Origin of the sequence: Streptomyces avidinii (assembly GCF_045161815.1) — a bacterium.
Classification (GTDB): Bacteria; Actinomycetota; Actinomycetes; order Streptomycetales; family Streptomycetaceae; genus Streptomyces; species Streptomyces avidinii.
In genome coordinates, this window is sequence record NZ_CP108863.1 from 863893 (window position 1) to 885501 (window position 21609).

Annotated in this window: 23 protein-coding genes; 12 read left to right on the forward strand and 11 right to left on the reverse strand. The window is 70.8% G+C overall.

The features are described from left to right. Positions 1-5: 5 nt before the first annotated feature. Positions 6-587 (forward strand): DUF4383 domain-containing protein, encoded by a 582-nt coding sequence (locus OG373_RS03965; RefSeq protein WP_405435869.1) that lies wholly within the window; start codon positions 6-8, stop codon positions 585-587. A 48-nt stretch (positions 588-635) separates the two neighbouring features. On the opposite strand, the gene OG373_RS03970 is transcribed toward OG373_RS03965, so the two are convergent. Further along, entirely contained in the window at positions 636-773 is a 138-nt protein-coding gene (locus tag OG373_RS03970) for a hypothetical protein (RefSeq protein ID WP_405444380.1), read from the reverse strand. Between the two features lie 210 nt (positions 774-983). On the opposite strand from OG373_RS03970, the gene OG373_RS03975 reads away from it, so the two are divergent. From OG373_RS03975 to OG373_RS04000, 6 genes are all read left to right on the forward strand, one after another. Continuing rightward, positions 984-1163, forward strand: a complete 180-nt coding sequence (locus OG373_RS03975; protein ID WP_328787042.1) for a DUF6480 family protein — start codon at positions 984-986, stop codon at positions 1161-1163. A gap of 48 nt (positions 1164-1211) precedes the next feature. Next, on the forward strand, positions 1212-1883 hold the full coding sequence (locus OG373_RS03980; protein WP_328787043.1) for an SDR family oxidoreductase: 672 nt from the start codon (positions 1212-1214) through the stop codon (positions 1881-1883). An 89-nt stretch (positions 1884-1972) separates the two neighbouring features. After that, positions 1973-2380 carry a DUF427 domain-containing protein gene (locus OG373_RS03985; protein WP_405435871.1) on the forward strand — a complete coding sequence of 136 codons (408 nt, stop codon included), beginning with the start codon at positions 1973-1975 and terminating at the stop codon, positions 2378-2380. A 263-nt stretch (positions 2381-2643) separates the two neighbouring features. Further along, on the forward strand, positions 2644-3075 hold the full coding sequence (locus OG373_RS03990) for a TspO/MBR family protein (protein WP_405435873.1): 432 nt from the start codon (positions 2644-2646) through the stop codon (positions 3073-3075). Positions 3076-3113: 38 nt separating this feature from the next. Further along, the gene (locus tag OG373_RS03995; protein ID WP_405443925.1) at positions 3114-3218 is read left to right on the forward strand and encodes a MerR family transcriptional regulator; all 105 of its coding nucleotides are present in this window, start codon (positions 3114-3116) and stop codon (positions 3216-3218) included. A gap of 42 nt (positions 3219-3260) precedes the next feature. Continuing rightward, on the forward strand, positions 3261-4046 hold the full coding sequence (locus OG373_RS04000; protein WP_405435874.1) for a B12-binding domain-containing protein: 786 nt from the start codon (positions 3261-3263) through the stop codon (positions 4044-4046). 467 nt (positions 4047-4513) lie between these two features. On the opposite strand, the gene OG373_RS04005 is transcribed toward OG373_RS04000, so the two are convergent. Together OG373_RS04005 and OG373_RS04010 are read right to left on the reverse strand one after the other, a co-directional pair. Further along, positions 4514-4738 (reverse strand): hypothetical protein, encoded by a 225-nt coding sequence (locus OG373_RS04005; RefSeq protein WP_328787049.1) that lies wholly within the window; start codon positions 4736-4738, stop codon positions 4514-4516. Positions 4739-4741: 3 nt separating this feature from the next. Next, on the reverse strand, positions 4742-5092 hold the full coding sequence (locus tag OG373_RS04010; RefSeq protein ID WP_405435876.1) for a PRC-barrel domain-containing protein: 351 nt from the start codon (positions 5090-5092) through the stop codon (positions 4742-4744). Positions 5093-5351: 259 nt separating this feature from the next. On the opposite strand from OG373_RS04010, the gene OG373_RS04015 reads away from it, so the two are divergent. After that, positions 5352-6482 carry a hypothetical protein gene (locus tag OG373_RS04015; RefSeq protein WP_405435877.1) on the forward strand — a complete coding sequence of 377 codons (1131 nt, stop codon included), beginning with the start codon at positions 5352-5354 and terminating at the stop codon, positions 6480-6482. An 8-nt stretch (positions 6483-6490) separates the two neighbouring features. Here the strand turns inward: OG373_RS04015 and OG373_RS04020 are convergent, their stop codons facing one another. The 7 genes from OG373_RS04020 to OG373_RS04050 form a co-directional block, all read right to left on the reverse strand. Beyond that, positions 6491-6982, reverse strand: coding sequence for an ATP-binding cassette domain-containing protein (locus OG373_RS04020; protein ID WP_405435879.1), 492 nt, complete (start codon positions 6980-6982; stop codon positions 6491-6493). 46 nt (positions 6983-7028) lie between these two features. After that, on the reverse strand, positions 7029-8135 hold the full coding sequence (locus tag OG373_RS04025; protein WP_405435881.1) for a heparin lyase I family protein: 1107 nt from the start codon (positions 8133-8135) through the stop codon (positions 7029-7031). A 547-nt stretch (positions 8136-8682) separates the two neighbouring features. Then, on the reverse strand, positions 8683-9123 hold the full coding sequence (locus tag OG373_RS04030) for a hypothetical protein (protein ID WP_405435883.1): 441 nt from the start codon (positions 9121-9123) through the stop codon (positions 8683-8685). A 260-nt stretch (positions 9124-9383) separates the two neighbouring features. Beyond that, the gene (locus OG373_RS04035) at positions 9384-10115 is read right to left on the reverse strand and encodes an SMP-30/gluconolactonase/LRE family protein (RefSeq protein WP_405443927.1); all 732 of its coding nucleotides are present in this window, start codon (positions 10113-10115) and stop codon (positions 9384-9386) included. Positions 10116-10202: 87 nt separating this feature from the next. Continuing rightward, complete coding sequence (locus tag OG373_RS04040) at positions 10203-11177, reverse strand: sugar kinase (protein ID WP_405435885.1); 975 nt, start codon at positions 11175-11177, stop codon at positions 10203-10205. Then, positions 11174-11785 carry a bifunctional 4-hydroxy-2-oxoglutarate aldolase/2-dehydro-3-deoxy-phosphogluconate aldolase gene (locus OG373_RS04045; protein WP_405435887.1) on the reverse strand — a complete coding sequence of 204 codons (612 nt, stop codon included), beginning with the start codon at positions 11783-11785 and terminating at the stop codon, positions 11174-11176. Before OG373_RS04045 ends, OG373_RS04040 begins: the two co-directional genes overlap by 4 nt. 334 nt (positions 11786-12119) lie before the next feature. Continuing rightward, complete coding sequence (locus OG373_RS04050; RefSeq protein ID WP_328787056.1) at positions 12120-12815, reverse strand: FCD domain-containing protein; 696 nt, start codon at positions 12813-12815, stop codon at positions 12120-12122. A gap of 478 nt (positions 12816-13293) precedes the next feature. On the opposite strand from OG373_RS04050, the gene OG373_RS04055 reads away from it, so the two are divergent. From OG373_RS04055 to OG373_RS04070, 4 genes are all read left to right on the forward strand, one after another. Then, positions 13294-15009 carry an IlvD/Edd family dehydratase gene (locus OG373_RS04055; RefSeq protein WP_405435888.1) on the forward strand — a complete coding sequence of 572 codons (1716 nt, stop codon included), beginning with the start codon at positions 13294-13296 and terminating at the stop codon, positions 15007-15009. After that, on the forward strand, positions 15009-15944 hold the full coding sequence (locus OG373_RS04060; RefSeq protein ID WP_328787058.1) for a dihydrodipicolinate synthase family protein: 936 nt from the start codon (positions 15009-15011) through the stop codon (positions 15942-15944). Before OG373_RS04055 ends, OG373_RS04060 begins: the two co-directional genes overlap by 1 nt. Continuing rightward, positions 15941-16696, forward strand: a complete 756-nt coding sequence (locus OG373_RS04065) for a glucose 1-dehydrogenase (protein WP_328787059.1) — start codon at positions 15941-15943, stop codon at positions 16694-16696. The genes OG373_RS04060 and OG373_RS04065 overlap by 4 nt, the downstream gene beginning before the upstream one ends. Positions 16697-16997: 301 nt before the next feature. Next, complete coding sequence (locus OG373_RS04070) at positions 16998-20687, forward strand: glycoside hydrolase family 2 TIM barrel-domain containing protein (protein WP_405435891.1); 3690 nt, start codon at positions 16998-17000, stop codon at positions 20685-20687. Positions 20688-21160: 473 nt separating this feature from the next. Here the strand turns inward: OG373_RS04070 and OG373_RS04075 are convergent, their stop codons facing one another. Then, positions 21161-21415 carry a hypothetical protein gene (locus tag OG373_RS04075; protein ID WP_405435892.1) on the reverse strand — a complete coding sequence of 85 codons (255 nt, stop codon included), beginning with the start codon at positions 21413-21415 and terminating at the stop codon, positions 21161-21163. Positions 21416-21609 lie beyond the last annotated feature (194 nt).

Below are 21609 nucleotides of genomic sequence, written 5' to 3' on the forward strand. Positions count from 1 at the left end.
CCGACATGAAGCTGAGTGACGAGCTACCCGTCGATCACCACCTCGCCACCGTATACCGGTACGGCGCCCTGCTCTGCGGCCTGATCCTGCTCGCCTTCGGGATCCTGGGCTTCGCCGATGCCCTGCGCCCGTTCGACACGCAGGGTGAGACCATCGCTGGGATGACGACGAACACGACCCTCAGTGTCATCTCCGTCGTCGTCGGACTCGCACTTGCCGCGGGTGCCTTCATCGGCGGCAACTTCGCCTCCACCCTCAACATCACGGTGGGAGCCCTGTTCCTGCTCAGCGGCTTCGCGCACATCTTCGTCCTCGACAAGGACGCCAACGTCCTCGGCTTCGGGGTGACGAACGTGATGTTCAGCTTCGTCATGGGGCTGATCATCATGACCTTCGGGATGTACGGCCGTGTCTCGAGCAAGCTCTCCCACGACAACCCGTACTGGCAACGCCGCCACCTCGGCCACGCATCAGGCCAGTCCTTGCAGGCACGCACTGCTCTCACCAGTGGGGCCATCGACTCCATCGCACGCGTCGCACCTTCAGATCCAACAAGCTCCCTCAGCGCAGGTGAAGCCTCGCGATAGTTGTTCGGGAAGCGCCCCACGATCCGGGGCGCTTCCCGCTCCGGTTCTTCATACGTACGGGCTGTCCACGCCCGCGGCCGCCGGCCGGGGCCCCCGAGCCGGGCAGCAGCCCACCGCGCACAGATCGTGGCTCGCTCCGAGCAGCCCGAGCGTCATGGCATCGATGACCGCCGGGTCCAGTTCCAACAGCCGCTCCAGCCCTTCAGCGAGGGCTTTGGATAACGAGGTTGGCCGGCGGGGCCGCGTGGCAGAAGACGGCTTCCATTGCCAACCTCGTGGAGCTCCGATCTCGCGGGGCGGGGTTCAAGCGATGCACGAACGGTGCAAGGTGCGGTCGCGTGGCCGGTGCCGGACGGTTGAGGAGAAGGTACGACCTCGTCTGGCGTAGGAGGCACCATGAGCGCCCGTCCTGTCATGCCGGAGGAAACCCCGTCAGTGGAGGGTTCCACGGCCGAAGCGAACCAGGAACGACCTGACGGCGGGATCTGGGAGCACCCGTGGTTCTTCCTGGGGCTGATCGTGGTCGGCGCCGTCCTCGTGGCGGGCTTCTTCGCGGCACGGATCGCCGGCCTGTAGGGCGAAGGGACCGACATGGACGACGGTGCGGCTGCATCCTGGCCGGGTATGAGCGGGGCGCGGGTACTCGTCGCGGGAGCCAGCGGCGTGCTCGGCGCGCTCGCGGCCCATGAGCTGCACGCCCGCGGCGCCGTGGTCGCCCTCGCCGGAAGGAATCCGTACCGGCTGGCTGACTTGGCCGCCGGGCTCGGCGGGGCTCCGGTCCGGGGGCTCGATGCGTACGACCTCGACAACTGTGCCGCCCTCGCCACGTGGGCGGTGCGGGAGCTGGGGGGACTGGACGGTGTCCTGGTCACGGTGGGGGTGGCCGGGTTCGGGCGGGTGGATGAGGTGCCCGATGCGGTCGTCGAGCACCTGTTCGCCGTCAACGTGCTGTGTCCGGCCGCAGTGCTGCGCGGCGCGGTCGCCCGCATGGCGGACGGCGGGTTCCTGGCCGCCGTGACGGGAGCCATCGTTGACCGGCCAATGCTGGGCACGGCCGACTACGCGGCGGCCAAAACGGCCCTGAGCTGCTGGCTCGGTGTCGTGGCCCGCGAGGGGCGGGCCCGGCGGCTGCGGGTGTTCGACTTCCGTCTCCCGCACCTGGAGACGGGCTTCTCCGACCGGCCTGTGACCGGGCAGACGCCCTCCCTGCCTAAGGGCGGCGACCCAGCCGCAGCCGCACAAGCCCTGGTCGACCAGCTCGAGGGCGCGGCTCCCGCCGCGCGGTGCGGGGAGTAACTGTGAACGCGACCGGGACATCGAGCCGACCCGCCGAGTCAGTGTGGGACTACCCCCGACCGCCGCGCCTCGAGGCGGACGGCCGGCACGTGGTCGTCGAATTCGCCGGAGCCCTGATCGCCGACACCCGCCACTCGGTCCGGGTGCTGGAGACGAGCCATCCCCCGGTCTTCTACGTTCCGGCCCAGGACACGCGCCAGGAGCTGTTCCGGCAGTCCGGTACCCGAACGTGGTGCGAGTGGAAAGGCGCCGCCACGTACTGGGACCTGCGCGTCGAAGGCAGCGCCGGGGTCCCGGACGTGGCGTGGAGCTACGAGGACCCCTCCCCCGGATTCGCCGCGATCGCCGGATTCCTGGCCTTCTACCCATCCCGGGTGGATCGCTGCCGAGTCGGGGACGAGGAGGTGGTCGCGCAGCCGGGAGACTTCTACGGGGGCTGGATCACCTCCGAGATCAACGGGCCTTTCAAGGGCCCGCCGGGTACGCGGGGGTGGTGACGCCCTGCCGCGCCGCTGGGCGGATGCGCCCGGCCTGCGCATCCGGCAGCGGCGCGGCAGGAGAAGAAGAGGCAGGCGGCACGAAGCTGTGTCCGCGTGGAAGAGATGCCGGGCCGCGGCAGACCCAGGTCGCGCTGCGCGTCGGAAGTCATCGAGTACACCGGGAGACAGCCGTGGCACATTCCGCGACACCAGCGCCGATGCCGGCCCCGGCCCGCCCGCGCGGATCGAGGCAGTGGCGGGCCCTTGCAGGCTTCCTCGCCGTGAGTTACGGCGTCGCGGTACTGGGAGCGCTGGCCTCCGCCGATGCGGGTGAGGTCTACTCGGCGCTGGTCCGGCCCGGCTGGGCCCCGCCCGCCTGGCTGTTCGGGCCCGTCTGGACCGTGCTGTACGGGATGATGGCGGTCGCGGCCTGGCTGGTCGGGCGCCAACCGGATCGTCTGCGCGTGCGGCGGGCCCACGTGTGGTGGTCGGTGCAGCTCGCCCTCAATCTGGCCTGGACCCCGCTGTTCTTCGCGGCCCGCCAGTTCGGCCTCGCCCTGCTGGACATCGTCCTGCTGCTGGCCGCGCTCGCCACCACGGTGGTTCTGTTCTGGCGGCTGAGCCGCACTGCTGCGCTCCTGCTCGTGCCGTACCTCGTGTGGGTGGCCTTCGCGACCGCCCTCAACGCGTCCATCTGGCAGCTGAACCCGTGAAGGTCGAAGAGCAGCACCTGACGCCGCCGGTGGTCGGCATGAGTACGGGAGCCGTGGCGCAGCGTCTCGGAGTGGCGGCGGGAACGCTGCGTTCGTGGGAGCGGCGTTATGCGATCGGGCCCGCTGTCCGCGTCGCGGGCTAGCATCGGCGCTGGCTGCCGGAGGACATCGCGCGTCTGGAGGAGATGTGCCATCTGACCGGGCAGGGGGTGCCGCCCGCGGAGGCCGCGCGAGCTGCCCGGGTGAAGGCGGCAGGAGCGTTCCGGTTCGAGGACGATGCACCCGCGACCGGGGGGCGGGCTCCTGGAGGACCCGCGACGCTGCCGCTGGGGCCGGTCTGTGCCGAGTGCCGCGGTCTCGCACGGGCGGCCGTAAGACTGGACGGGGACGCGGTGGAGGCCGTCCTGGACCGGGCGATCGAGGACCACGGCTGTGTGGTGGCGTGGGAGGAGATCATCGCCCCGACGCTGCACGCGGCCGGCCGTAAGTGGGCCTCTGCCGGCGAACGTTACATCGAGGTCGAGCACCTGCTGTCCTGGCTGGTCTCCTCAACGCTGCGGCGTCGGCGCGAGCCTCGCCTGCCCACCCGCGAAGGGGTCCGGCCGATGGTACTGGCCTGCGCGCCGGAAGAACTCCACAGCCTTCCGCTGGAAGCTCTGTGGGCGGCCCTCACTGAGCGCGGACTGCCGGTGAAGATGTTCGGTCCGGCCGTTCCGGCGGAAGCCTTGATCGAGGCGGTACGACGGGTCGGCCCGTCGCTGGTGGTGGTGTGGGCCCAGGCCCGTCCCGCTGCTGCGGCGGAACTGGTGAGCGCGGTCGAGGGAGTGGGGTGGGGGGTCAGGGGGGCGAGGTCCCACTCCACTCTGCTGGTGGCCGGGCCCGGCTGGAACTCCGTTCCTCACGCCAGCACCAAGCGTCTCACGGGCCGGCGTTCGGGCCTCGCCCTGATCGAACAGCGTCTCGCAAACTGACTCGTCGCAACCGCATCCCGACGAAAACATGTGCGTCTGTGCCGAGGTGCCGGGCCCAGACGGACTTCCCCCGGCAGGTCCCGCGCCCCCGGCACAGACCCCGTACGGATGAGCGCTGAGGAGTCCGTCGTCGTCTCCTCGTATGACCCGCAACTCTGGAACGCGGTCTACGACACCCAGCAGGACATGTTCGCGGTTCCACTGGTGTTCACAGCCCAGATGTCTGGAACGGTCCGTCTTGGCCCCGCCGGACGCGCCTGGCTCCAACACGTCACCATGCACGGCCCCGTCGCGGATACCGTCATGGCCCTGGCCGACGACGGAACCGGCCCCCGCCACCACCTCGACGACGGTACAGCGGACCCCCGCCTTGGGGGTGCCACTCCAGCCCCACGGTGTCGCCGTGCTCCTGACACCAGGCGACGGGGACCACGGGTATCGCCCGGCGGGCGCACCCCGGGGGATCGTCAGCGCGTCTGCGGGGCAGTGCTGGCGCGGATGGCTGTGATGACCGTACGCGCCCAGTCGGCGGGGTCCGGGGTGTCCACCCGGTCGTGCGGAAGCAGTGGGTCGGTCAGTACGGCCGCGGTGCCCAGGTGCTGGGCGACTCCCGGGTGGGCCGCCACCAGACGGGCGGCCTCCCTGCCGTCAGGGGCGGGAGCCTCCGGCCGCCCGCCCCTGACCACCTTCACCCTCTACATGGGCCGGCCGTAGTACCGGCCGAACCGCTCCAGGTAGTTGGACTCGCCGGCCTGTTTGCCCTCGTCGTACTCCGGGGCGTCCTTGATCTGGCCCTTCGTCCGGTTGACGTAGACCGTCTCCCCGATCATGTCGATGCGCTCGATGGTCCCGGCCGGCAGCAGCACATGCTTGCCGAAGATCCACACCCCGGTGTCCACAACCAGGTAGGAGGCGCCGACGTCTTCGGAATGCTTGTCGATCTTGCCGATGCTGCCGTCGGTGGCCTCGACCTTGTAGCCGACGATGTCAGTGCCCCGCAGGTATCCCGCGTTGGGGTGGTACCCCCAGATGTCGAACCCGCTCACAGCGACGCCTTTCGGTTGTCAATGACTACGGACAACCTGACCGGATCGCACCGAACACAAAACCCAAGCGCGGGAAAGCCACTCCGCTGCCTGCCGCTCGCGGGCTCCCGAACGCGACGACGGCCCTACCGCCGGGCGCGGCAGCAGGGCATCCGCCTGACGGGCCCGCCTGCGGTGTGCCCGCGGCACCGCATAGGGTCCTGATAGGCCAGGGGGGGACCGGGCCTTCCTCGCGCTGTATCCAGGGAAGGGGCATCTGATGGGGTGGGACAGAGGTATTGCCGTCGCTGCGGCGGTGGTGCTCGTCGCGGCTGGAGCGGCCGGGTGTACGGGCACCTCGGCCGGGAAGACGGCGGGCACAACACCGGCCGCCGAGGCGACGAGACCCTCCGCCCCGCCGGCGCCCCCACTGGTGATCGCACAGGCCGAGGCCGAGAAGGTCTTCAGCCGGTTCGAGTGGGAGCGCCGCACCCCGGCGGGGTGGAAGCCAGCAGACGGGATGGCCAACGTGGCAACCGGCCCGCTGCTGGCGGAGTGGAAGGCGAACGCCGCCATACGTGCGCTGCGGAACTGGCCGGGCACCAGCACGACCAGCCTGGTGAAGCCCTCGTTCGTGATTCCCGCGGAACGGGACCAGCCGTCGCACCCGAGGTTCTTCGTCGCGCTCAGCAAGGCGAACGGGTGGGAGGACGGGCCGGCCACGGCAGTGCACTACTTCGTGCAGGAGGCGCCCGGCGGGGAGTGGAAGGCGGCCGTGGAGACGTGGATGGCCACGGCGGCGCCGGCGTCGCCGGAGTCCGAGAGCGTCGCGAGGTTCGCCGCGACGACGGTGCAGCTGCGCAAGACGCCGGTGGCCGCGGCCGGCCGCGACGCGGCGGGGGCGGCCGTGTTGTCGCCGACCGCCGATGCGGACCGGACGGTGTGCGGTCGATTTGCCGACTACACGAGTTTCACCACCCCCGACAAGCCGGAGAACGAGCACTTCGCGCCCGGTCCCCTGACCGACGAGATGATCGGGAAACTGGCCGAGATGCCGAAGGCCCCAGAGCTCAACGGCCTGGCCAGGTACTCCTTCGAGCACGAGGTGACCGGTCCCCGGCTGCCCGTGCTGAAGCTGGACAACGGTGCCTCACTGGTCGCCTGCCCCCTGCTGCGCACGGAGGAGGTACGGGGCAAGAGCGCGACGGTCTCGTTCACCTTCGACGAAGACTCCGAGCGGGGCGCGTTGCTGAACACCAAGGGTAAGAAGTGGCGGAGCTCGGAGGCGAAACTGAGCCTGACGGCACTGATCGAAGTCCCACCCGCGGGCGATTCGGGCCCGGCCCAGATGGCGGCCTGCAACTGCCTCGAACCGCAGCTGCTGGAGATCTCCGGGAAGCGCGCCGACTGAACACCGCTCTACAGAGGCCCCCCAACCCTCACATCGTCTCGGAATTCGTCCCCTCCCCGGACACCCGCGACCCCGGGCCGGCCCGATCCCCTTACAGCGGCCCGGTGAAAGCGACCAGCGGCGATAGCACCTGACCAAACAGCATCCGTACCCGAATCCACCCTGGAGTCGATGACTTCGGGCATACGGCTGTCCCGTACTCCCGCACCGGCCGCGACCATGCGTAGAGGGGCGGTGAGGGTTTGGCGGGGGTGTCCTGCGACGCCTCCCATGACCACGCCGACGGTCCGGGCCGATTCTCGCCACTGGGCGAGAGAGCGCCCGAAATACGTCGTGGTTCCCTGGCCGGATATCAGTCCGAGCATCAGGGGTAGTGTGGTCGTCTTCCCCGCGCCGTTGGCTCCGAGGAATCCGGTTACCACCCCTGCTGGCACGTTCAGGTGGACGTCGTCGACGATCCGCTTGCCTCTGTGCTGCCGCGTCAGGCCCTCCGCCCGCACGGCGTCGGGTCGGCCGGCGTCTGTTGCCGTGGAATTGTGCTGCGCCCTAAGGGCCGGGTCGGCGGTGGGTCGATCGGGTGGCGCTGCGTCGTCGGAGGAGGTACGCGCCGACGGCCAGTGCCACGACGCTGGCAGCCGCGATGGCGATCACACCGGTCGCGCCGGCGCTCGGGAGCGAGGACCCGTTGGCGTTCGACTTCTTCCCGGTCGCTCCGGGAGTTGCGTCGCCGGCGGACGTCGACGTAGCGCCTGTGGACGCGGCACCGGCTTGTGCGGAGGCGGAGGGTGAGCTGGTGGACGTGGGACTGGGCGACGGGGTCGGGGAACCCGAGGGGGCAAGGGTGGCGGGGGTGGTGGGGCCCGGGTTCGGCTGGGTGCCGGGGGTGGTGCTGGTGATGGCGATGTCATCGATGAAGAGGACCGCCTCGGCTGCTCCGGCCCGCTTCTCCGGCCCCTTCTCCGGACGCCAGCTGGGCCGGTAGGCACCGATCCGGAAGTGCGGCGGATCGCCGCGGTGGTAGTTGTTGGCACCCTGGTGCGAACCGACGGTGACGCCGTCCCGCGTGACGTGGATCGAGCCGGGCCTGCCCGCGGTGGACCACGTGATGTCGAAGACCCACCGGTTCCAATGGCCCGGACGCGCAGCACCGAGCGGGAGGACGGATTCCTGTATCTCACCGTTGCTCATCCAGTGGACCTTCAGCTGCCAGTTGCCGCCGTGGACCGACAGCGCGACGACGGGCTTGATGCCCCCGCCGTCGTCCTGCGTGCTGAACCACTGGGCGACGATGGTGTCGAGGTCCCGCTCCTGCCAGTCACCGGGCAGGTAGTTGGCAAAGACGAAACGATGACTGCCCGCGTCAAGGCCCTTGATGACCAGCTCGGACTTGAACGAACGCCCGTCGTTGGGGATGTTCACGCGCGCCGCCTGCCCCGACTTCCCTCCGGGTGCGGGCCCCACCAGAACGCGGCCGAAGCCGTTGAGCGCCATGAACGGCAGTTTCTGGGACGGGGACTCGAAGTCGTACGAGACCGAATCGGCTGCGGCGGCCGGCGAAGCAGCGCCCAGAGCGACGACCATCAGGGCGGCGGTGCACGCTGTGAGGAGAGGGGCTGGGCGGCGGGTGGAGGACGGCAGCACTGCGATGGGCATGGGCGTTTCCTCGTACGAAGCGCAGACTTCAGCTGGCGGTGGATGGCAGAGCGGACGGCGAAGTGGGGGCGCGCCGCTCGGCCGTGCGAGCCGGGGCGGAACGTTTCGGTGGCGAGGTTAAGACAGCAGACGAACACCGGCCGTCGCAGGCGGCGTTCTGGCCGGCGCCGGGGCCGATGGACGCTGTGCCATGTACTGCTCGAACCACTGGGCCGGCAGACCATGCAGCGTTTGAGCACATCACGCTCCATGGCCGGCTAGGACCGGCAGTGGCCGGTGAGAAGGGGAGGGGCCCCGGCCGGCGGGGGGATACCGGCCGGGGCTGTTCGAGGGCGGGCGGCCAGGCCGCCCGGTCGAAGGGACCGACGGCGATGGCTGTCGACGGCCTGGTGGGTGCGTGGTGCTGACGATCTGTGAAAGGCCCGGCGGGCCGGGCGGCCTCTGGACGGCTCGCCCCGCCCGCTTTGTTCGAGCGGCATGGGCTGTCGTGACGCCGGCTCACGGTGGTGGCACTTCAGGCCCCTGGTGCGGGCGTGTGTGCGGTGGGTCAGGCCGGGTCGGGGAGGTCGAGGTGGGCGCCGCGGCGGTGGCGCCGCACGGTGGGGGTCTGGGCGCGTAGGGCTGCAGCGGTGACGGCCTCGGTGCGGGTCGGGCGCCCGCGGGATGAACTGTCGGTTCCATGGCGGCCGTCGGGTGTGCGAGTGGGTAGGGTGACCGTCCAACAGGGTGGCGCGTCCGGGCTCGTCCGGTGGTCGAGGTTCCACCACACGAGGGAGAACCGCATGTGGATCTTCATCTTGAACTCCTCGGCGGCACGCTTGCCGACCTCACCGCCCATCTGGGCGCCGGAGAAGCCGATCCTCGGGACCAGGTTCTCCTTGGCGCAGGCCGACGGGTCGAGGACGACGACGATCAGGCCGTTGGTCTTCTGTGCGATCGCGGACTGGACCTCGCTGACGGTCTTGTTCGCGTCATTGCCCAGGTTCACCACCTTCAGGCCTACGCCGAGCTCGGCTGCCTGGGCCTTCCGCCGGCCGCCTCGCCGACGAGGTACCGGCCATCGGTCATGGCCGGGGCAGCCGCGGTTCTGGGAGTCTGCAGAGGACGCATGGTCGGTGTTCCTTAACAGCTGGAGGCGCCGGTGGGTACAGAAGCTGGTGGGGCTGGCGCCGTGTGACGAGGGGCCGGTCCGTGTGGCGGGCGGGGCTCGGTGGCTCAAATCGATGCTCAGGCTTAGCAGCTATGCTGTCAAGTGCCTTGGCCGGATGGCTCGCGCTGGGAGCTGGGGGAAGTGCCTCGGCCGCAGGCTGATTCCGAGGCCCTCATGCACGAGCAGGGTTCGTCCGCGGATTCTGGACCGGGGCCTTGGCGGGACGATCCCGTGGGAGTCGATGGCGGTGGGCGCCCGTTCGACCGCGTGGGCAGCACGGTGAGCGGCCGCGCGCCTTCGGCTCGGTGGATGTTACTTGACCTGCTGCCTCCGCAACCCCGGTGCGGAGGACTCCAGGAACCACCGACCGGGCAGCTCGAAGGCCCCGCGCGCTTACGCCCGCACGCCCCCGATCCAACCGGAGGATGGGCGTGCGGGCGCGCCCGTTCGCGCTGGGAACTCGGAACCCGGCGGTGCCCTGCGGTTATCGCGGCAGGTACGCGATGGCGGGGTCCAGGGGGCAGCGGTGGATGACGCGAGTCGGCGAGGTAGAGGGTGCGGCCGTCGGGAGTCAAGGCGGGGCCGTTGACGATGGTGAGGCCCTCCAGGACGGGGTGGACGGTGCCGTCGTGGTCGGTGCGGTAGAGGTTGCCGGCGCCCGGGGTGGTGCCGTCGTAGGGCATGCTGCCGGCCCAGGACCGGCCGTGAGGGTCGCAGGCGTCGTCGTTCATGCGGGTGGGGACACGCGCGTGGCCTTCGGGGCGTGCGAGCCAGTCGGTGGTGCCGTCGGGTGCGAGGAGGGCGATGCCGGTGCGGCGGCGGCGATCCAGTGTCCGGGCCCGCCGCCGCCGGGGGCGACAGCGGCAGGGCCCGGACGGTGATGCGGGGGCTGAGGTCGTGCATCGGGGTCCTCGGGGTCAGCGCAGGGTGGTGCCGGCGGGGGTGTCGAGGAGGGCGAGGTCGGTGCGGGTGGGCAGGCCTTCCCAGTCGCCGCGGGTGGCGACGGCGAACGCGGCGGTGGCGGTCGCGCGGTGGAGGCGCTGCTCGGTGGTGAGATTGTCGAGGACCCCGGAGAGGTAGCCGGCGACGAAGGCGTCGCCGGCGCCGATGACGTCCACGACGGGCACGCGGCGGGCCGGGGTGTGGTGGGTGCCGTCGGCGGTGGTGAGGGTGGCGCCGTCGCCGCCGCGGGTGATGACCACTTCCCGCGTGCCCTGGGCGAGGAGCCCGGCGATGGCATGGTCCTCGTCGTGGGCGGGGTCGTCGGTGACGAGGTGGAGTTCGTCGGCGGAGGCGATGAGGAGGTCGGCATGGCGGGCCAGAGGCAGCAGGACCTGCCGGGCCTGCTGGTGGGTCCACAGGCGGGCGCGGTGGTTGACGTCGAGGCAGACGGTGGTACCGAGGTGGCGGGCGTGCGCGGCGGCGGCGAGGGCGGTGCGGGCGGCGGTGGGGCTGAGCGCGGGGGTGATGCCGGTGAGGTGGAGTATGCGGGTGCCGGGGTGGAGGGCGGGCAGGACGTCGTCGGGGTGGAGGGCGGATCCGGCGGAGCGGTCGCGGTAGTAGTGGACGGCGGCGAGGTCGCCGATGGCGTCTTCGCGTACGAGCAGGCCGGTGGGCCGGCCCTGGATGTCGGTGCGGGTGTGGGTGGTGTCGACGCCTTCGGCGCGCAGGGTGCGCAGGATCAAGGCGCCGAACGGGTCGGCGCCGACCCGGCCGATCCAGGCGGTGCGGTGGCCGAGGCGGGCGAGGCAGATGGCGACGTTGGACTCGGCCCCGGCGATCGAGAGTTCCATGGGCGGGGCGAGTCTGATCGGTCCGGTGGCCCGCAGCGCGGCCATCGCCTCGCCGACGGTGACGACCTCGGGGACAGGTGTGGCAGGGGACGTGGTCATCGGGCCACCGCCGGGGTGAGGGCGGCGCGCCAGTGGGCCACGCGGGCGCGCAGCGCGGCCTGGTCGCCGCCGTCGGCGGCGTCGCCGATCAGGGGCGTCCCGGCTCCGACGGCAACGGCTCCGGCAGTGAGGTAGGCGAGGGCGGCGGTGGCGTCGATCCCGCCGACGGGCACGAACGGCACGTCCGGGAACGGGGCGCGTAGCGCGGCCAGATAGGCGGGGCCACCGAACATGGCGGGGAAGAGCTTGACGGCGAGGGCGCCGTGCCCGGTGGCCGCCATGACCTCACCGGGCGTCAGGGCGCCCATCAGCAGCGGCAGTTCGGGCAGGCATGCAACCAGGCCGGGGGTGACGAGGAACGCGGCGCCCGCGTCGGCGGCCCGGACGGCACTGTCGGCGCTCAGGACGGTCCCGGCGCCGAGCAGCGCGTCGGGCCCGAGCTCACGGCGGGCCCGTTCGATCACCCACAACGCGTCCGCCGTGGTCAGGGACACCTCGACGGCCGTGATCCCCTCCTCGGCGAGAGTCACCACGGTGCGTAGAGCGGCGTCGCGGTCGCTCCCGCGGACGATGGCGAGCGTGCGGTACGGCAGGTCGGTCAGTCTCACTGGTTCTCCCGGCTGGTGGGACGGCCACTGGTTCCGGCGTCCGGGGGAGCCAGTCCCCGTGCATCGCGGCCGTGCGCTCCGTTGAACCCTGCAGTTATAGCTACCTAGCAGCCTAGTTGCCAAGTGTTTCGGCGGTTCTTTGCCGAAACCCCTCGGGAGCCAGCCATCGTGACCGCTCGGACCGTGGGGCCGGCACCCCCGCCCACTCGGTCTGTGGCGACCACGCCTCCACATCGCGCGAGGGCCCGCCTCATCAGGGGCCTCCGTGCGACGGCCGGGATATGGCCGGCTGTCACCTGAGTCCGGGAGCGGCCGAGACGGGGGAACGCCGGGGTCAGAGGCCGAGGTCGTGACCGGTTTCCTTGAGGTGATCGGTCATGGCCCGGGCCGCGCGCTCGGGGTCGCCTGCGGCAATGGCGTCCAGGATGTCCCGGTGTGCACCGATCGTGGAGTCCTGGCCCTCGCCCCGTCGTTCGCGGCCGCGGTAGCTCGCGCGGCGCGCGTCGAGCAGGGCGCCGTTCATGGCGGCGAGTAGGTACGAGAAGACCTCGGACGCGGCAAGGTCGGAGACGGCGTTGTGGAAGGCGAGGTCGGCTGCGATGAAGGCCTCGGAGCTTGCTCCCGCGGCGATCATGTTGTCCAGTGCCTGTGCGGCCTCCGCGATGGAGCCGTGGCCGTCGGCGATCCGGGCCGCGGCGCGCCGGGCGAGTTCGCACTCGATCACCCTGCGGGTGTCGAGCAGGTCCTGGAGGTCCATCGATTTCTGGCTGAGCCGAAATTCGAGGATCTGCGCCAAGACGGCCGGCGACGGAGTCGCCACCCGCGCCCGCTTGCCCTGACTGGAGACGAGGACGCCCCGGGCGGTCAGGGTGCGGATCGCCTCACGCACCGCGAGGCGGTTGACACCGTGCCGTTCGGAGAGCTCGCCCTCGGCAGGGATCTCGTCCCCCTCCCGGAGCCGGCGCTGCCTGATCTCCTCGATGATCTCCCGTGCCACGGTGTCGCTCAGCGTCGCGCGCTCGATCGTCATGCCGCCCACCCCGCATGGGCAGCGCGCCCCTGGCGGCCGGCCCCCGGGGCGGAGGGCCCGGCGGATGCCGGTACTCGAAACAGGTGACTCAAGGGGAGACAGCCGGTGTTCACCGGCATCCTGCTTCCGCGACCGCTCCCGGGTACGGCCGCGAGAGGGCCGGACACACCGCTCCGGTCTCCGCCGCGCGGGGCCCGCGGCGTGCGGGTAGCTCTGAGGTGCACGTTCATGCGCCCCCTCCATTCCTCGACTGTCTGGCAGGTTCCCACATCGATGCTTGACAGCATAGCTGCTAAGTAACACTATCGGGGCCTAATCCACCAGCGATGGGCCCGCAGCCGTTCCCGGCCCCGTCGACCTGCCCCAGGCCTTCATTCTGCCCGCAGGAAGTGGACCCGCATCGTGAAGGAAGGGTGGCTACCATGCCCCGGCAGCCCGCCGTTGTCCCTGCCCGCACAAACCCCACGGGCGGTGCGGTATGAGCTCCCTGCGGAGTGCGGCTTGGTGGGAGGATCCCGGCAAGGCGGGATTCATCGCCCGCCACCACATGCGCCAACTCGGACTCACCCGTGACCAGCTACGCGACAAGCCGGTGGTGGGCATCTGCAACAGCTGGTCCGAGTTGACCCCCTGCAACGCCCACCTGCGGGTCCTGGCCGAATCCGTGCGCCGCGGCATCACCGCCGCCGGCGGACTCGCCCTCGAATTCCCGACCATGTCCATCGGCGAACCGCTCATGCGGCCCACCTCCATGCTGTTCCGCAACCTGATGAGCATGGACGTGGAGGAGACCATCCGGGCCAACCCCCTGGACGCGGTCGTCCTGCTCGGCGGCTGCGACAAGACCCTGCCCGCCCAGCTCATGGGAGCGGTCAGTGTCGACCTGCCCACCATCGCGCTGTCCGGCGGCCCGATGCTCACCGGGCGCTTCCGCGGCAAGACGGTGGGATCCGGCACCGACATCTGGCGCATGAGCGAGGAGAGGCGGGCCGGGCGTATCAGCCAGGACGAATTCGATGAGTTCGAGGGCTGCCTGGCCCGCTCCGCCGGCCACTGCATGACCATGGGCACCGCCTCCACCATGGGCTGTGTCACCGAGGCCCTCGGTCTCTCCCTGCCCGGCGCGGCCGCACTGCCCGCGGTCGACGCTCGGCGCGCCCAGCTCGCCGAACAGTCCGGCGCCCGCGCCGTCGAACTCGCCCGCGAGGGCCTGCGGCCCTCGAGCATCCTGACCCGGGAGGCGTTCACCAACGCCGTCGTCGTCAACGCCGCCATCGGCGGCTCGACCAACGCCGTGCTGCACCTGCTTGCGATCGCCGGCCGTGCCGGCACCGCGATCAGCCTCGAGGACTTCGACGCGATCGGCCGCACGGCCCCCCTGCTCGCCGACCTCATGCCCAGCGGCCGTTTCCTGATGGAGGACTTCGCCTACGCCGGGGGGCTGCCCGCCCTCATGGCCGAACTCGGCAAACTCCTCGACCACACCGCACTCACCGTCACCGGCCGCACCCTCGGCGACAACCTCGAAGACCACCAGGTCTGGAACCGCGAAGTGATCCGCACCGTCGACGACCCGGTCCGGCCCGCCAACAGCGGCACCGCCGTCCTGCGCGGCAACCTCGCCCCCGCCGGCGCGGTCGTCAAGCAGTCCGCCGCCTCACCCCACCTTCTGCGCCACCGCGGCCCCGCCCTGGTCTTCGACAGCATCGAGGACTACCTGCTGGCCGCCGACGACCCCGACCTGCCGGCCGACGCCGACACCGTCCTCGTCGTCCGTAACCTCGGCCCCCGCGGCTACCCGGGCATGCCCGAACTCGGCAACCTGCCCCTCCCGGCGAAACTGCTCGCCCAAGGCGTCAGCGACATGGTCCGCATCTCCGACGCCCGGATGAGCGGCACTGCCTATGGCACCGTCGTCCTGCACGTGGCACCGGAGGCCGCGGCCGGCGGGCCCCTCGCCCTCGTCCGCACCGGTGACATCGTCGAACTCGACACCCCGAACCGCACCCTGCGACTGGACGTCGGCGACGAGGAACTTGCCGCCCGCCGGGCCGAGTGGACCCCGCCCGCCCGGGCGGGCGAGCGCGGCTGGACCCGCCTCTACGTCGACCACGTCCTCCAGGCCGACCAAGGCGCCGACCTCGACTTCCTGGTCGGCCGATCCGGCGACCGCCCCGCGAAGGCACCCTTCTGATGACAGCCGACCTGCTCCGCGGCGTCATACCGGTCCTCGAAGTGCCGTTCACGACGGATGGCAGCCTCGACGCCGAAGGCTTCGAGCGCCTCGTAACCCACGTGCTCGCCACCGGCGTCACCGCCGTCATGTTCCCCGGCTTCGCCAGCGAGTTCCACAAACTCACCGACGACGAACGCGCCCTGCTCACCCGCCGCCTTCTCGACATCACCACCCCCCGGCCCGACGCCGCCGCCGTCATCTCGATCCCCGACCACGCCACCCGCGTCGCCGTCGACCGCGCCACCGCCGCCGTCGACGCCGGCGCGGACGCGATCAACCTGCTCCCACCCCACTTCCTCGACCCGTCCCCCGCCGAGGTGCACCGGCACGTCACCGCCGTCCTGACCGCCGTCGCCCCCACCCCCGTGATCCTCCAGTACGCACCCGCCCAGACCGGATCGGCCTTCACCGCACAGTCCCTTCGCCACATCGCTGCCGAGCACCCCAACCTGGCCGCGGTGAAGATCGAGACGGCGCTGCCCGGCCGTCTGGCCGAGGACCTCGCCGCCGGTACACCCGCCCTGCGCTCCTTCGTCGGCTACGCGGGACTGCAGCTGGCCGACGCCCTGCGACGCGGCACCGCCGGGGTCCAGCCCGGCTGCTCCTTCACCGAGATCTACCAGCGCATCTGGCGCCTGTGGCACGACGGCGACCAGGACGGCGCGCTCGCCCTGCATGCCAAGCTCGTTCCCTACCTGGCCTACTGGATGCAGGAGGTCGAACTGATCATCACGGTGGAGAAACTCATCTCCGTCCGCCGCGGCCTCATCGACGATCCCCACTGCCGCCACCCCGCCCGCAGCCTGGACCCGCAGGAGAGCGCCGGCGTCGACCGGTTCCTCGCGGAGTTCGACGAACTCCTGCGGCCCGTCCGAAACCGGAGCAGAGCATGATCGACCTCACCGGCCGCGCCGTCCTCGTCACCGGTGCCGCGCGCGGCATCGGCGCGGCCATCGCCCGCATGGCGGCCGACGCGGGCGCCCGCGTGGGACTGCTCGACATCGACGCCGACCGCCTGCGCCACACCGCCCACCGCATCGGGCCGGCAGCCGCCTGGGCCGTCTGCGACATCACTCGCGAGGACCAGATCGCCGACGCGGTCACCGCACTGCGCGAGGAAATCGGCCCAGCTACAGGACTGGTCAACAACGCCGGACGCAACGCCTACGCCGACCCTGTCACCATGACAACCGAGCAGTGGGACGAGGTGTTCGGCGTCGACCTCAAGAGCGCCTGGCTGATGGCCCGCGCAGTCCTGCCCGACATGGTGACCTCGGGGCACGGCTCCATCGTCAACATCGCCTCCATGCACGCCACTCTGACCTGTCCCGGCATGTTCCCCTACGCAGCCGCCAAAGCCGGACTCGTCGGCCTCACCCGCTCCCTCGCCCTCGAAGTCGGACCGAGCGGCATCAGAGTGAACGCGGTCAGCCCCGGCTACATCGAAACCGACCTGCTCACCGAGTACTTCGACCGGCAACCACCCCAGGTCCGCCAAGCCGCCACCGACAAGCACATCCTCGGACGCCTCGGCACACCCCGCGACGTCGCCACCGTCGTCACCTTCCTCCTCTCCGAGGCCGCCGCCTTCGTCACCGGCGCCGACTGGGCCGTCGACGGCGGCGTCTCCGCCCGCTTCGCCTGAACCGCCCCCCTCGGCCGAAAGTCCTCGGTCACTGCCGTGCCCCACGAGCAGCGCAGGTCCGACTCACTACCGCGCCCGGCCGCGCGGACACCGCCCCGCGAGGCCGGTGCCACCCGGGCGGCGCCCCCGCGTCCGGGCGGTTCTGCCGCAATGCCCCGACGGTGACGAATTCCCGCGTCCCAGGTATTGCCAACTTCCTCAGGTGCCCGCTAAATCTACCTAGCAGCCTAGTTGCTAAGAAGGGAAGACAGTGTCGTCTCCTGACCCTCACGCCTCCGCCCCCGCCGCTGAAACGGCCCCGATGGGCGTCTCCCGCCGCGGCATCCTGAAGAGCATGGTCGCCACCGGGATGCTCGTCGCCGTCGCCGGCGCCGGCGACTTCTTCACCGCCGCACCGGCCGCGGCCGCCACCGCACCCCCCGTCATCCCCCCGCTGCCCGACACCGTCACGGGCGTGGCCGCCCCGTGCATCCCCCTCACCTCAGGCTGGCGCTACACCACCACCCCGCCCGCGTCCTTCTGGGCCACCGCCACCGACACCTCCTCCTGGACGGCGGTCAGCGTCCCGGGCGAACCCGCGATGCAGGGCCAGACCGTGCCTTCTGACCAGGAGTGCGCGTACTCCGTGAAAGTGGCCGTGCCGGCCGACTACGCCGGGCGCACGATCATGCTGCGTTTCGACGGCGTATACAGCTACGCCCGCCTTTGGGTCAACGGCACCCCGGTGGCCACCCACGACGGCGGTTTCACCACCTGGTATGCCGACATCACCTCACTCGTCGCCCCGGGCCAGCAGGCCACCGTGGCAGTCGGCGTCACCGACCGGCCGACCAGCATCGCGGGCCAGTCCGCCTACGCCAAGCACGTCATCGGCGGGATCCTGCGCGACGTGACCCTCGTGGCACTGCCGGCCTCCCACCTCACCCGGCTGCACACCGACACGACGTTCGATGACTCCTACACGAACGCAACCCTGACGGTGACCGCCGCCGCCGCACTGGCGGCGGGAAAGACCGCCACCGTCGACCTGGCCCTCACCGACCCGGACGGCCGGCCCGTCCCCATCACCCCCGCCAGCCTCACCCTGACCGGGGCGGCGCCCCAACAGGCGGTGGCCATCCCGGTCAACGCGCCCCGTAAGTGGGACGCGGAGCATCCCCACCTGTACACCCTGAAGGCCACGTACACGGTGGACGGCGTCACGCAGACGGTGTCGAGAGCTGTCGGCTTTCGCCAGGTCAAGAGGCAGGGCAACCAGCTACTGGTCAACGGCAAGCCCGTGCACCTGCTCGGCGTCTGCCACCACGACATCACGGCCACGCAGGGACGTTCGACGAACCCGGAGATGGAGGAACAAGCGCTTCGCCTGTACAAGGAGGCGAACTGCAACTTCGTCCGCACCTCGCACTACCCCCCGACCCCGGCCCTGCTCGAACTGGCCGACCGCCTCGGCCTCTACGTCGAGGAAGAGGCGCCGGTCTGCTTCCAGAACGGGACGGTGGACGACCCCGCCTACACCGGCCAGTACCTGACGCAGTTCGCCGAGATGATCGAGCGCGACCGCAGCCACGCCTGCGTGATCGAGTGGTCTGTCGGCAACGAGAGCGGCATGGGGACCAACTTCGCTCAGGAGAACACCTACGCGCACGAGAACGACCCCTCTCGCCCGACGGTGTTCGAAGACTATTCCCAGCGCAACGGCGGCAACCAAACCGACGTCTACTCCGGGCACTACCCTAGGCTCGGCAACGCGAACGGCAATGCGAGCCAGCCCATCCAGTACGGCGAGTTCGCCCACGTGCCGTGTTATAACACCGCCACCCTGCAGGCGGACCCTGGCGTGCGGGGATTCTGGGGCCACAGCATCGACAAGTTGGCCGACAAGTTCCGCACCACGAGCGGCGTGGTCGGGGGCGCTATCTGGGCGGCCATCGACGAGGTGTTCAACCTGCCCCAAGGCCCAGTCGGCTACGGCGAGTGGGGGATCATCGACCTGTGGCGCCGGCCCAAGCCGGAGTTCTGGCTGACGAAGAAGGCGTTCTCGCCCGTGCGGATCGCCGACGGCGTACTCACCGACCTGACCCCGGGAAAAGCCATCCCGGTGCCGGTCAAGAACTGGTACGACCACACCGACCTCGAGGAACTCACCATCGCCTGGGAGATCGGCCCGCGGTCCGGCACGCTGACCGGGGTCGCCGTGCCCCCGCGGCAGAACGGCACCCTCACCATCCCGGCCGGCCCCTGGACAGCGGGAGACACCCTCCACCTGACGATCCGGCGCGGGACGACGGTCGTCGACGAGTACCGCCTGTGGCTCAACACCCGCGGCGGACTGCCGCAGTTCACCGCACCCGGCGGCACCACCCCCACCGTCCAGGAGACCGCGACGCGGATCGTGGTCACCGGCGTCGACGCACCCTTCACCGTGGTCTTCGACAAGACCACCGCGCGCCTGGTCGAGGCCAGGGCGGCGGGTGGCGCGCGGGTCCTCACCGGAGGCCCGGACCTGGTGCTCAACCGCACAACTCCCGGCCCATGGACCGGCACGTCGGCCACGGTCACCACCACCGGCGGCCAGGCGGTCGTCACCCTCACCGGCAGCTTCGGCACGATCAACACCACCATCAACATCTCCGTCGACGGCCGCGGCCTGCTCACCACCACCTACGGCATCGCCAATCCCCCCTCCGGCTCCTTCAGTGACGTCGGGGTGCTCTTCACCCTCGCCGCCCGGACCGACACCCTCACCTGGCAGCGGGACGCCCAGTGGACCGTCTACCCCGACGACCACATCGGACGCCCGTCCGGCGCCGCCACCCGCACCCGGGCAACCGGCACCGACGCCTACCAAACCCAGCCGACCTGGCCCTGGGCCCAGGACACGCACAGCTACTACATGTTCGGCAAGGACGGCGCCGCCCACTGGACCAACGACTTCCGCAGCGCCAAGGCCAACATCCGCCTCGCCAAGGCCACCGCAGGAGCGACGGGACCGGGCATCCAGGTCGAAGCGGACGGCACGGGCGCCGTCCGCCTGGCACCCTCGAATCGCCTGGAACTCGCCGGCCGGCTGATCGACAACGCCGACCCGGCCGTCGTCCACACCGGCCCGTGGACGCACGCCGCCAACCAGAGCACCACCGCGAGCGACATCCTCGGAACGGAGTCGTACACGAACACGGCCGGGGCAACGGCGGAGCTGACGTTCACCGGAACCGGCATCGGCCTCTACAGCGTCAAGAACAGCAACCTGGGCATCATCAAGGTCTACGTCGACGGCACCCCCGCAGGTACCGCCGACCTCTACGGCACCTCGAAGACAGCTCCCCAACGGGTCTTTCTCAGCGCACCGCTGGCCCACGGCCAGCACACAATCAAGGTCGAATGCACCGGCACCAAGAATGCCAGCGCTACGGACGCCTACGCCCTCATCGACGCTTTCCAGGTGATCAATCCCTTCATCGACAACACGTCCAACCTGATCACCTACAACGGGGCATGGACACACGCGACCGGCCAGAGCTGGAGCACCGGCGACCTCAATGGCACCGAGTCCTACAGCAACCAGACCGGCGACACCGCGACCACCACATTCCAGGGCACCGGCATCCGCGTCATCGCGCCCAAGAACGGCACCCACGGGGTCGCCGAGATTTCGGTCGACGGCGCAGCCCCCACCCAGGTGGACCTGTACGCCCCCGCCAAGCAGTACCAGCAGACGGTGTTCGAACGCACCGGTCTGCCCGACGGCGAGCACACCGTAACCGTCAAGGTCACCGGCAACAAGAACGCCTCGGCCACCGACAGGTACGTGGTCATCGACGCGTTCGAGACCGTGGAGTCCGACCCGTACGCGAGCGCCCCGGGCGTCGATCTGATCGTCAGCGCGCAGATCAACTACCCGGACCTCGACTGGGGCAACTACATCGACCCGGCGATCACCCTGCAAGCCGACTGGTCAGCGACCGCACGGCTGCGCCTGCTCCCCTGACCGACGGCGCGGGACCGGTGCCGGGACGGGCGAGCACAGCACCCGCCCGTCCCGGCACCGACGGACAACACCAGCCTGGGGGCTCCGTCGTAGGACGTGACCGTGCTTGGCTGTATCCCGTATTGAAGCAGGCGAGGCCCCCTGCCGAACCTCCCCCGGCCCGGCCCACGGTCCGGCCCACATCCGGACCGCCCGAACTGCGGGGCCGAGCTGCTGGACGAGCCGGTGGTGGTGGTTCACCCATGTGTCCTTTGGCCGGATGGCCGTTGCTGTCCGGCGGGGCTTTGGCCCAACGCGAGAGCGTCCGGCCGGGCGGTGCCCGCAGATTCCACTCCCTCGTGCGAGTGAGCCGCAGTCGCCCGCGAACCACGCCGACCTCTTGCGGCCGGGACGGCAGTGCCCCTGGCCGACAGTCCGGGCAAGCCCTGTGTCGGAAGGGCTTGCCCAGGCTCCCCCTGGCACTGCTTCTTGGATCATGTTCGGAGCGAGGTGGTGAGGGCTGCGAGGGTGACGGTGTCGAGGTGGATGTAGGCGCGCTTCTCATAGCGGGTGGCGACGGCTCGGTGGGCCGCCCTGGGAACCGCGGTTCGTCCGTGTCCGGCGGCGAGGGCGGTGCCGCACACGAGCGTGGCCATGGCCGCCATGGCGAGGTGGGGCAAGGCACGCCGGATGAGCGGGGCGACTGTGCGCAGCAGCAGGGAGCTCGAGGCGCTCAGCACCCAGGTCACCGGTGGACTCCGGGCGTGCTGGGATCGGCTTCCAGGGCCCGGGTGTGGGACTCGTTGTGGGTGGCGGGCGCCGTGGGGATCGGGTCGGCCGGGACGGCTGGGCGGCCATGGCCTGCTGCGGGCGGGCGCGGATGTCCTCCTCGTCGAGGGGAACACCGGCGGCCGCGGTGTGCTCCAGTGCGTCGCGGGTGCGG